Raw genomic sequence first — 14,883 nt, 5'->3', positions numbered from 1 at the left:
TGACCGGCCCCTCCGGCTCTGGCACTTCGTGGCGGCATGAGCGCCGCCACGGGCGCGCCCCAAAGGACCGGGATCAGGGATGAAGGTCATCATCTGCGGCGCGGGCCAGGTCGGCTGGCAGATCGCCCGCCACCTGTCTGGCGAGCGCAACGACGTCACTGTCGTCGACAGCAACCCCGATCTCGTGCGCCGGGCCACCGACACGCTCGACGTGCAGGGGATCACCGGCTTCGCGAGCTATCCCGACGTGCTCGACCGCGCCGGCGCGCGCGACGCCGACATGATCATCGCCGCCACCCATAGCGACGAGGTCAACATGGTCACCTGCCAGGTGGCCCATTCGGTGTTCTCGATCCAGCGCAAGATCGCGCGGCTCAGGGCGCAGTCCTATCTCGACGCGATCTATTCCGACCTCTACCGGCGCGACCACATGCCGATCGACGTGGTGATCTCGCCCGAGAAGGAGGTCGCGGAGGCGGCGCTGCAGCGGCTCGCCGCGCCCCAGGCCTTCGATGCCGAAAGCTTCCTCGACGGCCGGGCCCAGCTTTTGGGCATCTCGATCGACGAGGACTGCCCGGTGATCAACACGCCGCTGCGGCAGCTTACCGACCTGTTCTCGACGCTGCGCGCCATCGTGGTCGGTATCCGCCGCCGCGGGCGGCTGTTCGCGCCGAGCCCCGAGGACCAGATCTTCCCCGGCGATTCGATCTATGTCTTCACCGATACCGACGACATGCTGCGCACGCTGGAGATCTTCGGCAAGCGCCACGCCAAACAGGAGCGCGTCGTGGTGATCGGCGGCGGCAATGTCGGCCTCGGCGTCGCCCGTGCGCTCGAAAGCCGGGTCGAACGGATGCGCGTCAAGATGATCGAGAGGGATCGCGGCGCCGCCGAGCGCGCCGCCGATCAGCTCGACCGGACCATCGTGCTCAACGGCGACGGTCTCGACGCGGCGCTCCTTGAGGAGGCGCAGATCGGTACCGCCGACGCCGTGCTCGTGGTCACCGACGACGACAAGACCAACCTGCTGGCCAGCGTGCGCGCCAAGGCGCTCGGCTGCCCGCTGGCGATCTGTCTGGTCAACGATCCCACGCTGGTGCCGTTGATGCAGGCGATGGATATCGACGCCTACATCAACCCGCGTGCCACCACCGTGAGCTCGATCCTGCGCCATATCCGCCATGGCCGGGTGCGGGGCGTATATTCGATCGGCGACGCCGAGGCCGAGATGATCGAGGCGCAAGTGCTCGGCACCTCGCCGATCGCCGGGCAGCGGATCCGCGACATCGCCTTCCCCGAAGGCGTGCTGGTCGGCGGCGTGCTCAAGGACGGCCGGATGATGAAGATCCACGGCGCGCTCCGGATCGAGGAGGGCGACGTCGTCGCGCTCTTCGCCATGGCCTCGGACGTGCCGGAGGTCGAGCGCCTGCTGCAGGTCTCGATCGACTTCTTCTGAAGCGATGGAACGCCGTCTCACCCGCGTCCCCTTCTTTGTCCTGCTGATGGCGATCGGCGCGGCGTCGATGATGCTGCCGGCGATCCATGCGCTGGTCCGCGAGGACTGGCTGACTTCGCGTACCTTCCTCTACGCCGCGATCCTCGGGCTGATGCTGTCGCTGCTGATCGGTCTGGCCACCGCCAATTACCGGCCGGCCAGCGTGCCGCGCAGTCAGCTCTCGGCGCTGCTGGCGGCCTTCACCGTGTTGCCGGTGATGTTCGCGGTGCCGTTCCACGAGGCGCTCGGCACGACGTCGTTTCTCAACGCCTGGTTCGAGATGGTGTCGAGCTTCACCACCACCGGGGCCACGGTCTATGACAACGTGGTCCGGCTCAATGACAGCCTGCATCTGTGGCGGGCGCTGGTCGGCTGGCTCGGCGGGTTGCTGGTCTGGGTGACGGCGGTCTCGATCCTGGCGCCGATGAATCTCGGCGGCTTCGAAGTGCGTGCGCCGTCGAGCATCGGTCCGGGCGGCATGCGGCTGAGCCAGATCACCCGCGTCGCCGATCCCTCCGAGCGGCTGGTGCGCTACACCGAGCGGCTGCTGCCGGTCTATGTCGGTCTGACGGGGCTGCTCTGGTTGGGGCTGGTGGCAGCGGGCGACCGGCCCTTCGTGGCCTTCTGCCACGCGATGTCGACGCTCGCGACCAGCGGCATCAGCCCGTTGGGGGGCTTGGGCTACGACAGCTCGGGTTTTCTGGGCGAGGCGCTGATCCTGCTGTTCTCGGTATTCGCGCTGTCGCGGCTGACTTTCGCGCGCAACATGTTCGGCGATCAGGGCGGACGGCTGCTGCGCGACCCGGAGCTGCGCATGGGGCTCGCGCTGGTGCTGATCGTGCCGGGGCTCTTGTTCATGCGCCACTTCTTCGGCGCGGTCGAGGACCGGGTGACCGCCGATCTGCCGCAGGCCGCCGCCGCGCTGTGGGGCGCGCTGTTCACGGTCGGCTCGTTTCTCACCACCACCGGCTTCGAGAGCCGCTACTGGCTCGGCGCCGCCGACTGGTCGGGGCTGGAGACGCCCGGCCTGATCCTGGTCGGCGTGGCGCTGATCGGCGGCGGGGTGGCAACGACGGCGGGCGGGGTGAAGCTGCTGCGGGTCTATGCGCTCTGGATGCATGGCAAGCGCGAGCTGGAGCGGCTGGTGCACCCGCATTCGGTCGGCGGCGACGGCATCGAGGCACGTCGCATCCGCCGCGAAGGTGCCTTCATCTCCTGGATCTTCTTCATGCTTTTCGCGCTGTCGGTAACGGGCGTGATGCTGGCGCTGTCGCTCACCGGGGTGCAGTTCGAGGTGGCGATGACGCTCACCGTCGCGGCGCTGTCGACCACCGGGCCGCTCGCGGAGATCGGCGCGCAGTACCCGATTTCCTATGCCGGCATCCCCGATGCGGCCAAGGTGGTGCTGGCCTTCGCGATGGTGCTGGGCCGGCTGGAAACGCTTGCGATCATCGCGCTGCTCAACCCTGCGGGCTGGCGCAGCTAGGCCACGCAGGGCCTGCCTGCGCGAAAGGGGCTGATTTCCGGGCTGGAAACTCCGCAGGGGGCGCGACATACTCCTTTCCAACGAGGGAAAAGGCCGATACGCGGCCGCAAGAACAAAGGGACAGTGATGGCCGGTGACAAGCAGAACCTTCAGGACGCCTTCCTGAACCACGTCCGCAAGATCAAGGTGCCGGTGACGATCTTCCTGATCAATGGCGTGAAGCTTCAGGGCGTGATCACTTGGTTCGACAATTTCTGCGTGCTGCTGCGTCGCGACGGTCAGAGCCAGCTCGTCTACAAGAGCGCGATCTCGACCATCATGCCGTCGCAGCCCGTGAACCTCTATGACGGTGAAGATTGACCGATTACTATATTCCCGAACGGCCGGACACCCGCACATGGGTGATCCACCCCGAGGTGAAGAACGACCAGAACCGGCGTGAGCCCGTGGCCGCGCTGGCCGAGGCCGTGGCGCTGGCCCATGCGTTGCCTGGGCTCGAGATCAAGGGCTCCGAGATCGTCCGCCTGCCCAAGCGCCATCCCGGCATGCTGTTCGGCACCGGCAAGATCGAGGAGCTCGGCACCCGTCTCAAGCAGAACGAGATCGAGCTGGTGCTGATCGACGGCCATGTCGGCCCGGTGCAGCAGCGCAATCTCGAGAAGGAGTGGAAGGTCAAGATCCTCGATCGGACCGGCCTCATCCTCGAGATCTTCGGCGACCGCGCCGCCACCCGAGAGGGCGTGCTGCAGGTCGAGATGGCGGCGCTGTCGTATCAGCGCACGCGGCTGGTCCGCGCTTGGACCCACCTCGAGCGGCAGCGCGGCGGTCTCGGTTTCGTCGGCGGCCCCGGCGAAACCCAGATTGAGGCGGACCGTCGCGCCATCGACGAACAGCTGGTGCGGCTGCGCCGTCAGCTCGACAAGGTGGTGAAGACCCGCGCGCTGCACCGTGCCTCGCGCGCCAAGGTGCCGTTCCCGATCGTGGCGCTGGTCGGCTATACCAACGCCGGCAAGTCGACGCTGTTCAACCGGCTCACCGGCGCCGAGGTCATGGCCAAGGACATGCTCTTCGCCACCCTCGACCCGACCATGCGGCGCGTCGTGCTGCCGACCGGCGACGAGGTGATCCTGTCGGACACGGTGGGCTTCATCTCGGATCTGCCGACCGAGCTGGTCGCGGCCTTCCGCGCCACCCTCGAAGAGGTGCTCGACGCCGATCTGGTGCTGCATGTGCGCGACATCGGGCACGCCCAGACGGTGGAACAGGCGCGCGAGGTCGAGAGCATCCTGTCGAGCCTCGGTCTGTCGGACGACACGCCGAAGATCGAGGTCTGGAACAAAATCGACACGCTGCCCGAGGATAGCCGCGAGGCGGCGCTGGAGCGGGCGGCGCGGACCGAGAACGTCTCGGCCGTCTCGGCGATCACCGGCGAGGGGATGGACGCGCTTCTGGCCGAGATCTCCGAGGCGCTCGGCGGCGTGAAGCATGTCGAGGAGCTGATGGTGCCCTTCGCCGCGGGCCGCAAGCGGGCCTGGCTCTTCGAGCAGGGCCTGGTCGAGGCCGACACGCCGACCGAGGACGGGCACAAGATGCAGGTCCGCTGGTCGGCGGCGCAAAAGGCCCGTTACGAACGGCTCTGAGCCACTGACAAATGCCGTGGCCGCGCCCTGTCGGATGGGCGCGGCCACGCAACCGGCGCAGGCTTTCCCTGATCATCAAGGGGAGAGACGCCATGAAACACCTGATCCCGATTCCCGCCCTCGCGCTCATCGCCCTGCCGGCGATGGCGCAGGAGCCCTGCGGCGACATGCCCGCCGAGACCGAGCCGATCGCAGCCGCCCGGTTGATCATCGAATACAACCACACCGACGGCGATATCGGCGTGCATGGCTATGGCGATGACGATGGCTGGAACGCGCTGTGCATCCTCGACCCCACGGGGGCGCTGGTGCTGCATATCGACCCGCAGGCGCAACTCGGCGAACTGGGCCTCGGCTCCTTCTTCTTCGAAAGCCGCGAGCCGCCCGAGGAGGTCTGGGACTACGCGGCGCTGTCGGCCGCCTTTCCCGAAGGCGATTACCTGATCCGTGCCACGCTCTATGACGGCACCGGGCGCGAAGGCGTCGCGCGGTTCACGACGCTGGTGCCGCAGCCGCCCGTCATCACCGCGCCCGCGCTGTCGGAGGACGAGGAGGACGCGCCGGTCATGCCCGTCGCCGACCTGCAGGTGACGTGGGAGCCGGTGACGACCTCGCTCGACGAGCGGACACCGGAGATCACCGGCTACGAGCTGATCGTCACCGATGACGAGCACGAGGATCCGCACGGCTTTTCGCAGCCGGAACTCGACGTGCATCTGGGACCCGACGCCACGAGCTTCACCGTGCCGGCCACCTTCCTGCGGCCTGGCACGCTTTACGAGATCGAGGTGCTGGCACTGGAGCGCTCGGGCAACCAGACCATCGCGCTCGGCTTCTTTGTCACCGAAAACTGAAGCCGCGGGGTGCTACGGAACGAAAACCGTGGCATCCTTCCGTTGTCATGGAGGGCGGCCATGTCCCGCATCCTCATCTTCGCCGCAGCCGCTACAGGCCTCTTCGGTCTGCTGGTGGTGCTCGAGGCGCTTCAGGCCGACGAGCCCTTCACTTGGGCAGGTTTCGCCATCGACCTGTTCGAGACCGCGCTCCTCGCCGGGGCGGTCGTCTTCACCGCCTTCGGCTCGCAAGCCAGCCGCGAGATGCGGCGCGAGAGGGCGCGTCTGTTGGGCGATCTCGACCGGGCGCGCCGCGAGGGCGAGCAGTGGCGGCAGGCCAGTCGCGCCCATGTCGACGGGCTGAGCCGCGCGATCGCCGCGCAGTTCGCGCAATGGGAGCTGACCGAGACCGAGAGCGAGGTCGCGCTTTTGATGCTCAAGGGTCTGAGCCACAAGGAAATTGCGACGCTGCGCGACTGTTCCAGCGCCACGGTCCGCCAGCACGCCACCGCCGTCTATCGCAAGTCCGGACTGACCAGCCGGTCGCAGCTCACCGGGTTCTTCCTCGAGGACCTGCTGGCGCCGCTGCGCGCGCGCGGAGGGCTGCATGTCGTGGATGTCATGCACGCGCAAGGGGATGACGGCCCCAGCCGATGACGCTACTCCGGGACGGCACGAGACCGGAGCAGACCCATGATCATCGACCTTCACCACGTCCAGCTCGCCATGCCCGAGGGCGAGGAGGAAGCGGCGCGCGGCTTTTATGGCGAAATCCTCGGTCTCGCCGAGGTTGCCAAGCCCGGGGCGCTTGCGGGGCGGGGCGGTGTCTGGTTCGACGGGCCGGGGCTGTCGCTGCATCTGGGCGTCGAGACGCCCTTCGCCCCGGCGCGCAAGGCGCATCCGGCGCTGCGGGTCGCGAATCTCGACGCCATGCGCCGTCATCTCGAGGCCCATGGGATCGAGGCGCGTCCCGATATCGACCTGCCGGGTCTGCGGCGGCTCTACGTCGCCGATCCTTTCGGTAACCGGATCGAGATCTGCCAGACGATCTGAACCCTACTTCAGAGGATCGTGGCCCCAGTTCATCAGGCTGTAGCGCCACTTGGAGTGTTCGATGTCGTCCTCGGGACCGCCCTGCGCCTTGTGACGCTTGATGTAGCCCACCACCTTGGCCATGTGGTCCCACTGGTCGTCGCTCAGATCCGACTTGTCGGTGCGCTTGATCTCGACGATCCGCTTGCCGGACTTGTGACCGGTGCTCTCGCCATCGCCACCGGTGTCGCCCACCGACTTGCTCTCCTTGGTCTCGAGGAAATCCTCGATCTCCTTGGGTGCCATGTTCACCAGCTCGCGGAACTCGTCCCAGATCTCGTCATGCGATTTGCCGCTCATGCCGGCCTCCATCAGATGTCGGGGGCCAAACCGGCGCGGACCGGCGCGGTTCCGCCTCAGCGCGCCGGCAAGAGCTGGGTCACGCCGACGGCGGCACCGCGCGCGAGGGTGGGATCGAGCGACATCGGGATGTATTCACCGCGCCGCCACAGCTCGCCCAGATCGTCGTAATGGCGCGACAGCGGATGGCCCGACTGACCTGTCGAGATGATGAAGACCGAGCTGTCGGGATCGGCGAAGTCATAGACCCCGCGATAGCCGGCGGCATGGATGTTGTGGAACGGATTAGGCGCGCGCCCGTCGGTCAGCCCGCGCATCAGCGTATGGTCGCCGCCAGAGGTGCTCTGACGGATGTTGACGAACCAGCCCAGCAGCGGGGCCTGGCCCAGCACCGGGTGATCCTGGCGTGCCTCGTGCGCATCGCCCCAGCGCAGCGCATCGAGATTGCTGCCATAGGTCTCGCCGATCCAGATCAGCGCGTCGTCGAGCGCCAGCCGCGCGATGTCGGCGCAGCTCTCTTCGGCGGCCGAGGGGCGGATGTCGCACCACGCGCTCGCACCGTCGATGTCGCGGAACACCCGGTCGATGAAGAGCGGTTCGGGATGGACGAAGGCCGAGGTGAGTGGGCCGAGCTCGTCGCGGATCAGCCGCTCCTGCAGCGCCCGCATCCAGGCGGCGTAGATCAGCGGCTCGGGCAGATGCTCGTTCATCTCGCCGTTCCATTCGCCAAGGAGCTCGAGCGCGCGCTGGCGGCGCCGCTCGGGCGTGCCCTCGGCGGCCGGCGCGCCGGTGAACCACAGATCGGCGCCGACGATCGGCAGCAGCGCGCGGGCGGTGGGACTCACGGTGTCGAGCTGCGCCTCGATGAAGCTGTCGCGGGTATGCACCTCGCGCGATTGCATCAGCCCGCGCCAGCGCGCGATGCGCTGGGTGTCGCCCCAGTGGAAGGAGACGTGGTCGGGGAAAGGCCGGTCGATGGTCTTGTTGTTGGTGTTGCCGACGAGGCCACCGGCCGGTTCGGTCGTCTCGGGCAGGGCGGAATAGGCCATCCAGCCGCGCCAGCGGTTCTCGGCGACATGGCCCAGCGTCGGCAGGCGGCCCTGACTCTGATGTTCCGGGTCGCGCAGGGGTACGGCGCCCACGGTCTTGAGCGCCACGCGGTTGCGGTCGGCGAGGATCAGGTTCTGGTTCGGCGCGACCTGCAGCCGTCCGGCGCGGATGCCTTCCTCGATCGAGCGGGATCGCATCAGCCGCATCCCGGCGGTCATGGTGGTGTCGCTGTCCGACAGGCCCGACCAGGCGAGGGTCATCACGTGGCCGCGCGGCCGGATCGTGTCGAGCGCGAACTGCTCGGGCGGCAGGACCGGGCCGTTGGCGGTGCGCTGCAGCCGCAGGGTCACCGCCGGGGCGTCCTTGATCTCAACGATGCTGTCGCGCGCTTCGAACCGCGCCCAGCCGTCGGGGGTGCGGTACTCGGCGGCGTTCTTGGGGTTCACCTCCTCGGCATAGAGGTCGAGATCGTCGGCGAAGGCGGCGGTGATGCCCCAGCCCAGATCGGCGCTGCGCCCGGCGAGGATCAGCGGAATGCCCGGCACCGTCGCGCCGATCACACCGCCCGAGGCCAGCTCCAGTCGGGCCAGGTACCAGATCGACGGCGCGGTGAGCAGCCGGTGCGGGTCGTTGGCCAGCAGCGTCGCGCCGCTGGCGGATCGCGAGGGCCCGGCCGCCCAGGCGTTGGAAGCGCCCGGGAAGCCGGCCGGCAGGCTGGCGGCCAGCGGATCGATCGGCGTCGCCACGGCGGCATGGCGTTCGGGGATGTCGGGCACCAGATCGGCATAGCGCGGCAGCGCGGTCAGGCCGGGGCCGGGCACGTCGGGCAGGATGTCGCGCAGCCGCTCCGGCTCCAGCACCAGCGACGCGCGGGCGCGCAAGACCTCGGCCTGCAGGTGGTCGGTCTGCTGCCAGGCCATCAGCTTGAGGATGGCGATGCTGTCGGCCGGTTGCCAGGGTGCGACCGGCTGGTTGAAAAGCCACATTTCCGGCGCGCCGCGGCCGCGGGCCCCGGCATTGACCTCGGCCAGCCAGGCATTGACGCCCGCCGCATAGGCCTCGAGCGCCGCGCGGGTCTGGCCGTCCTGGTCGTCGACCGAGGCGGTGGCGGCACGGTAGAGATCGAGGCGGCGCATCAGGATGTCGCTGTCGGCGGTGCGGCGGCCGAACAGCTCCGACAGCCGACCCTGCACGGTGCGGCGCAGGATCGTCATCTGCCACAGCCGGTCCTGAGCATGGGCGTATCCCAGCGCGAAGAAGCTGTCGCGATCGGTGCTGCCGAAGATATGCGGCACGTTGGCGTGGTCGCGCACGATCTCGACCGGCGCCGCCAGCCCGGCGACGCGGGTGCGGGCGTCGTAATCGGGCAGCGAACGGGCGAAGAACCAGTAGGTCAGCACGAAGGCCAGAAGGCCGAACAGGATCGCGCCGACGGTCAGGCGCATGAGCCAGCGGAACAGGGTGGCCATCGATCCTCCGGGGGGCTTGGGCACCCGCGCTTGACGGGCCGGTTGGGGATGCTGAGTATCGCGCCTCGGGGGCGAGCGAAAGCCCCGAGGCAGGGAGGCCGCCATGGCAAGAGTGACGTTTTTGGGACTGGGCGTGATGGGGTATCCCATGGCGGGGCATCTGGCGCGGGCCGGACATGAGGTGACGGTCTATAACCGTACCACGTCCAAGGCCGAGAAATGGGCCGCCGAACATGGCGGTCGCCACGCTGCCACGCCGCGCGAGGCGGCGCAGGATGCCGAGATCGTCTTTGCCTGCGTCGGCAATGACGACGATCTGCGCGGCGTCTGCCTCGGCGAGGACGGCGCATTCGCGGGCATGGCGTCCGGCGCGCTCTTCGTCGATCACACCACGGTCAGCGCCGCCGTCACCCGCGAACTGGCGGCCGAGGCGGATGCGAAGGGGCTGGGCTTCGTCGATGCGCCGGTTTCGGGCGGTCAGGCAGGGGCCGAGAACGGCCAGCTCTCGGTGATGTGCGGTGGGGCGCAGGAGCATTTCGACCGGGCCGAACCGGTGATCGACGCCTATGCCAAGATTTGCCGCCGGCTGGGCGAGAGCGGCGCGGGCCAGCTCGCCAAGATGGCCAACCAGATCGCCATCGCGGGGCTGGTGCAGGGCCTGTCGGAATCGCTGGCTTTCGCCGAGAAGGCCGGTCTCGACGGGCGGGCGCTGGTGGAGGTGATCAGCCAGGGCGCCGCCGGCAGCTGGCAGATGGTCAACCGGCACGGCACGATGCTCGACGATCATTTCGAGCATGGCTTCGCGGTCGACTGGATGCGCAAGGATCTCGGCATCTGCCTCGACGCGGCGGACGAGCTGTCGGTCAGCCTGCCGGTGACGGCGCTGGTCGACCAGTTCTACAAGGAGGTGCAGCAGATGGGCGGCGGCCGTTGGGATACCTCGTCGCTGATCAAGCGGCTGCGCCGGAACTGACCCGGAGCTGACCCGGGGCGAACCGGAGCGAAACGGGGCAGGGCCGGGCTTGCCTTTTCCGGCGGGCGGCGCTAAGGGCGGCGCACGATCAATCCCGCAGGCGGGGGCGGGCCTACGGGGGGAGACATCCCCCAAGGTCCACCGGTTGGGGCATCTGCCCTGATCCTCCGCCGAGGCTAAACCGGAAAGGTATAGAGACATGGCTCTTCCCGAGTTCTCCATGCGCCAGCTGCTTGAGGCCGGCGTCCACTTCGGCCACCAGACCGCCCGTTGGAACCCGCGGATGTCCGAGTACATCTACGGCGCCCGCAACGGCATCCACATCATGGACCTGACCCAGACCGTCCCGATGCTGGACAAGGCTCTGCAGGTCATCCGTGACACCGTCGCCAAGGGCGGCCGCGTCCTGTTCGTAGGCACCAAGCGCCAGGCCGCGCAGCCGATCGCCGACGCCGCCGAGAAGTCGGCGCAGTTCTACATGAACCACCGCTGGCTCGGTGGCACGCTGACCAACTGGCAGACCGTGTCGCAGTCGATCAACCGTCTGCGCGCCATCGACGAAGCCGCCGAGCAGGGCTTTGCGGGCCTGACCAAGAAAGAGCGCCTCGGCATGGAGCGCGAGCAGGTCAAGCTGCAGGCGTCGCTGGGCGGCATCCGCGAAATGGGCGGCGTGCCGGACCTGCTGTTCGTCATCGACGTCAACAAGGAAGACCTGGCGATCTCCGAAGCCAAGAAGCTCGGCATCCCGGTCGTCGCCGTCGTCGACACCAACTGCTCGCCCGAGGGCGTGGACTACGTGATCCCGGGCAATGACGACGCCGCCCGTGCGATCGCCCTGTATTGCGACCTCGCCGCCCGTGCCGCTCTCGACGGCATGAGCGCGCAGCTCGGCGCCGCCGGCGTCGACATGGGTGCGATGGAGCAGTACACCGAAGAGCAGCTCGCCGCCGAGGCCGAAGAAGCCGCTGCCCAGTAAGGGCGATCCGTCACATCACGGTTGCCGGGCGCGGATATGCCGCGCCCGGAGTCCATTCAAATTCTAGGAGAGACGCGATGGCGATCACCGCGAGCATGGTCAAGGAACTGCGCGAGAGCACCGGCGCAGGCATGATGGACGCCAAGAAGGCGCTGACCGAAACCGACGGCGACATGGAAGCCGCGGTCGACTGGCTGCGCACCAAAGGTCTGGCCAAGGCCGCCAAGAAATCCGGCCGCACCGCCGCCGAGGGCCTCGTGGCCGTCGCGGTCGAGGGTGGCCGCGGCGTGGCGATCGAGCTGAACTCGGAAACCGACTTCGTCGCCAAGAACGCCGACTTCCAGTCGCTGGTCTCGAAGATCGCCCAAGCCGGCCTCAAGGCGTCGAGCCTCGAAGAGCTGAAGACCACCGAGGTCGACGGCAAGCCGGTCGACACGCTGGTCACCGACGCGATCGCCAAGATCGGCGAAAACATGACCCTGCGCCGGATGGCCGCGATCGAGGGCGAGAAGGTCGTGACCTACGTCCACAACGCCGCCGCGACCGACATGGGCAACATCGGCGTGCTGGTCGCGCTGACCGGTGGTGACGAAGCCTTCGGCCGTCAGGTCGCGATGCACATCGCCGCCGCCAACCCCGCTGCCCTCGGCGAGGCCGATCTCGACCCCGCGATCGTCGAGAAGGAAAAGCAGGTCCAGATGGACATCGCCCGCGAAAGCGGCAAGCCGGAGCAGGTCATCGAGAAGATGATCGAAGGCCGGATGAAGAAGTTCATGGCCGAGTCGACCCTGCTGGGTCAGGCCTTCGTGGTGAACCCCGACCTGACCGTCGAGCAGGCTGCCAAGGACGCCGGCGCGACCATCACCGGTTTCGTCCGGATGGCCGTGGGCGAAGGCATCGAGAAGGTCGAAGAGGACTTCGCCGCCGAGGTCGCCAAGGTCGCCAAGGGCTGATCCATCGCGATCGGTACGAGAAAAGAGGACGCCGCCCGGTTCGGGCGGCGTCCATTTTCGTGTCCGGTGTCGCGACGCGGGCCCCAAACGAAAGCGTCGCGCCCGTCGGCGGTGACGGACGCGACTGCTTCATGCTGGACTAACCGACCTGCTGCTGTCGGTATCGTCACCAGACCGGTCAGGCCTGATGTCGAGTGGTCAAAACACCGTCACTGGTTGAATACTTCTCGAATCTGTCACGGATCGGGATTCGGCGTAAGTGGGGTATTCCTCAGTTTTTGCCGTCACCTGTCCTTTTGGTCCAGTACGCCGCCCAGTTGAGCGGCCCGGAACACCGCATGCGTGGTGTTGCGCGCGCCCAGCGCCTCGCGCGCCAGGCGAAGATGCTTCTCGACCGTGGTCGGCGTCAGATTGAGCCGTTCGGCCACCTCTCGTGTCGTGTAACCGAGCGCGACCAGATCGAGCACCTCGACCTGCCGAGGGGTCAGCTGGATGCAGCGGCCGGGCAGGGAAGTCAGACGGAGGTGGAAGACGGCGTTCTCGGCCTGAACGGCGGCATGCGGCGGCGACGCGGCCGTCCCGTCGCCGCGGCCGAGCGCGATGGCGCCGCGCCAGCGCGCGCCCGCGTCGCCGAAGCGCAGGGTATGCGCCGGCCCCGGCTGGCAAGGGGGCGCGGGCATCTCGCCGATTACCCAACGGGCGATCTCGGTATCGTCGATCCCGAGGGGACGAAGGCTGCAGCCGCAAGGATCGGCGCAAAGCAGCATGCCCTCGCGCGGTGTCAATGTATCCGGATCGAGATCGGGCAGCGCGGCATAGCAGATCCGGTCGATCCCATGGGCCGCCATGCGCGCGTGATGGCCGCGCCACAACCGCTCGGGATCGGTCATGGCGGTGAGGGAGAGGATGTAATCGGCGGTGTCGTCCCTCGGCGGCATATCGGTCGGCGGCATCTCCATGTCCTGTCGTCGGTCGCGGCCCCTTCAGTCAGACCGGGAATTTCTCGGCGATGATCAATGTCCAGATATCGTGGTTCAGTTGGCGCAGCGCGTCGATGGTTTCGACGACCCGCTCGATGGCCTCGGCGTCGACCGCGTCACTTTGGCCCATCTTCAAGCCGGTCTTGCGATCCGCGATCCGCATGGTGATGGTCCGCGCCGCGCCGCTTTCGGCATCGAAGCTGTAGAGCGAATGGCTGTAATGGTTGCGCAGCGCTTGATGCCGGCGGATCCGGCCGGTCAGTTCGAGGATGCGGTCGCGCAGCTCCGGCGCGCTCCGGCCCGACTTGGCAAGGCGCTCGACCAGATCGAGTCGGGCCCGGGTGGTGTTCAGGGTGAGAAAGATGATGACGGCGCTGGTCTTGTCGGTGCCCGCGAGCCCGGCGATCAGGTGGATCAGCAGGCTTTCGGTGTTGCTCCAGCTGTAATTCATGTGCCCGACGAGCAGCAGGAGCCGATCGAACTCGCTCAGCTCCGCCGCGCCGGGGGGGAGCGGCTGGGTGGCCGCTCCGGGCGTCATCTGCGCGCGGCCGCCGCCTGGGCGGCCTCGACATGCCCCAGATACCAGACCACCGCGCCGGTTCGGTTTGAGACGTTCAGCTTGCGGATCACGTGGTGAATGTGGAGCTTTACCGTGTGCTCGGACAGACCGAGCTCGGCGGCGAGGATCTTGTTCTGCTTGCCTTGTGCGAGAAGCGTGAGCACCTCCCATTCGCGCGGCGTCAGCTCGCCCGCGTGGTCGTCCTCGGCCGGTAATGCAGCAGGGGTGAGTTGCACGGCTTGCTCGCCCTCGGGAGTCGCCACCTGTCCATTGCTGATACTCAGCGCGTGCAGGGCTTCGATCGGAAAGACGAGCTGCCCGTGAAGCAACAGCCGTACCATGGAGATGAGCACGTCGATCTGCACGTTCAGCGGCAGGAGACCCAAGCGCGGCGTGGCATCCTGCTGCAGCGCATGCAGCAATAAAGCCTGGTCGGGCAGCTGATGCTGGTAGGCGAGAACCAGTCTCTCGGCACCGCTCATTTTCAGGAAGCGCGCGGCGTCGACCAGATCGGCGACATAGGTGGCGTCCATGATGATCAGGCGGTGATGCGCCTCGGCTTCCGCCCATGCCTGCGGTTCGCCCTCATCGTGAAGGGCGGCCCGCCGGAACGAAATCGTGGGAAATCCTTTGGAAAGAAGGTCAATGAGGCCGTCTGGGAAACAAAACTCGTCACCGACCATGGAAACATAGGGACTATGCGCAATGTGCTGGTCCGAAACCTTGCGAAGCCCGAGGGCTCTGTCGCGGGAAAACATGGATCACCTCGAAAAATGAGACGTCTATTTTGCCACAATGCTGGCAAAAAGAAGTGTATCCACGAGGCCACGCACGGCACATATATCCAAAGATTAAACTTGGTAAATTGACAGTATCTTGCACTCCACAGCTTGTCCTTTGGTTTTCTCGCGCCAGAGCTGCAACTCGACATCAAAAACAAGCCGTTAAGATGCCGCTTTGTTGACGTAGGGTCGCCTCAAGTCGGCAAGATCATGCCACCCCCCTGCAACTTCACGTTAGTGTGATCGTCCGGTTCGGTTGGCACGAAACGGGAACTGCCCTGATTTCAGGCGGTCT

General features: G+C 67.2%; 14 protein-coding genes and 1 pseudogene. 10 read left to right on the top strand and 5 right to left on the bottom strand.

What is annotated here, in order from left to right; translation table 11 throughout:
* The first annotated feature begins 79 nt into the window (after positions 1-79).
* The 7 genes from trkA (at position 80) to FHS00_RS01155 (ending at position 6,507) form a co-directional block, all read left to right on the top strand.
* On the top strand, positions 80-1,456 hold the full coding sequence (gene trkA, locus FHS00_RS01185; protein WP_183469068.1) for a Trk system potassium transporter TrkA: 1,377 nt from the start codon (positions 80-82) through the stop codon (positions 1,454-1,456).
* Positions 1,457-1,460: 4 nt separating this feature from the next.
* Complete coding sequence (locus FHS00_RS01180) at positions 1,461-2,981, top strand: TrkH family potassium uptake protein (RefSeq protein ID WP_183469066.1); 1,521 nt, start codon at positions 1,461-1,463, stop codon at positions 2,979-2,981.
* Positions 2,982-3,107: 126 nt separating this feature from the next.
* Positions 3,108-3,341 carry an RNA chaperone Hfq gene (gene hfq, locus FHS00_RS01175; protein ID WP_017928544.1) on the top strand — a complete coding sequence of 78 codons (234 nt, stop codon included), beginning with the start codon at positions 3,108-3,110 and terminating at the stop codon, positions 3,339-3,341.
* Positions 3,338-4,621, top strand: coding sequence for a GTPase HflX (gene hflX, locus FHS00_RS01170; RefSeq protein WP_183469064.1), 1,284 nt, complete (start codon positions 3,338-3,340; stop codon positions 4,619-4,621). The genes hfq and hflX overlap by 4 nt, the downstream gene beginning before the upstream one ends.
* A gap of 92 nt (positions 4,622-4,713) precedes the next feature.
* On the top strand, positions 4,714-5,475 hold the full coding sequence (locus FHS00_RS01165) for a fibronectin type III domain-containing protein (protein ID WP_183469062.1): 762 nt from the start codon (positions 4,714-4,716) through the stop codon (positions 5,473-5,475).
* A gap of 60 nt (positions 5,476-5,535) precedes the next feature.
* The gene (locus tag FHS00_RS01160) at positions 5,536-6,111 is read left to right on the top strand and encodes a helix-turn-helix transcriptional regulator (protein WP_183469060.1); all 576 of its coding nucleotides are present in this window, start codon (positions 5,536-5,538) and stop codon (positions 6,109-6,111) included.
* Between the two features lie 36 nt (positions 6,112-6,147).
* Entirely contained in the window at positions 6,148-6,507 is a 360-nt protein-coding gene (locus FHS00_RS01155; RefSeq protein ID WP_183469058.1) for a VOC family protein, read from the top strand.
* Between the two features lie 3 nt (positions 6,508-6,510).
* Here the strand turns inward: FHS00_RS01155 and FHS00_RS01150 are convergent, their stop codons facing one another.
* Both FHS00_RS01150 and FHS00_RS01145 read right to left on the bottom strand, forming a co-directional pair.
* Positions 6,511-6,846 carry a DUF3140 domain-containing protein gene (locus tag FHS00_RS01150; protein ID WP_183469056.1) on the bottom strand — a complete coding sequence of 112 codons (336 nt, stop codon included), beginning with the start codon at positions 6,844-6,846 and terminating at the stop codon, positions 6,511-6,513.
* A gap of 56 nt (positions 6,847-6,902) precedes the next feature.
* Positions 6,903-9,365 carry a penicillin acylase family protein gene (locus tag FHS00_RS01145; RefSeq protein WP_183469055.1) on the bottom strand — a complete coding sequence of 821 codons (2,463 nt, stop codon included), beginning with the start codon at positions 9,363-9,365 and terminating at the stop codon, positions 6,903-6,905.
* 85 nt (positions 9,366-9,450) lie between these two features.
* On the opposite strand from FHS00_RS01145, the pseudogene FHS00_RS01140 reads away from it, so the two are divergent.
* The 3 genes and pseudogenes from FHS00_RS01140 to tsf form a co-directional block, all read left to right on the top strand.
* Positions 9,451-10,338 (top strand): annotated as a pseudogene (locus FHS00_RS01140) (NAD(P)-dependent oxidoreductase); the annotation flags it as partial.
* Positions 10,339-10,537: 199 nt separating this feature from the next.
* Complete coding sequence (gene rpsB / locus FHS00_RS01135; protein ID WP_183469050.1) at positions 10,538-11,314, top strand: 30S ribosomal protein S2; 777 nt, start codon at positions 10,538-10,540, stop codon at positions 11,312-11,314.
* A gap of 77 nt (positions 11,315-11,391) precedes the next feature.
* Positions 11,392-12,267, top strand: coding sequence for a translation elongation factor Ts (gene tsf / locus FHS00_RS01130; protein WP_183469048.1), 876 nt, complete (start codon positions 11,392-11,394; stop codon positions 12,265-12,267).
* Positions 12,268-12,551: 284 nt separating this feature from the next.
* Here the strand turns inward: tsf and FHS00_RS01125 are convergent, their stop codons facing one another.
* The 3 genes from FHS00_RS01125 to FHS00_RS17635 are packed head-to-tail and all read right to left on the bottom strand — an operon-like array spanning position 12,552 to position 14,564.
* Entirely contained in the window at positions 12,552-13,220 is a 669-nt protein-coding gene (locus FHS00_RS01125; RefSeq protein WP_246390882.1) for a helix-turn-helix transcriptional regulator, read from the bottom strand.
* Between the two features lie 34 nt (positions 13,221-13,254).
* Complete coding sequence (locus FHS00_RS01120; RefSeq protein ID WP_221188670.1) at positions 13,255-13,785, bottom strand: hypothetical protein; 531 nt, start codon at positions 13,783-13,785, stop codon at positions 13,255-13,257.
* Positions 13,782-14,564, bottom strand: coding sequence for a helix-turn-helix transcriptional regulator (locus FHS00_RS17635; protein WP_246390879.1), 783 nt, complete (start codon positions 14,562-14,564; stop codon positions 13,782-13,784). The genes FHS00_RS01120 and FHS00_RS17635 overlap by 4 nt, the downstream gene beginning before the upstream one ends.
* Positions 14,565-14,883 lie beyond the last annotated feature (319 nt).

This window comes from Limimaricola variabilis, from assembly GCF_014195545.1.
GTDB lineage: Bacteria > Pseudomonadota > Alphaproteobacteria > Rhodobacterales > Rhodobacteraceae > Limimaricola > Limimaricola variabilis.
Note: the sequence above shows the minus strand (reverse complement) of the source record. Positions and strands in the feature narration are given on the sequence as shown.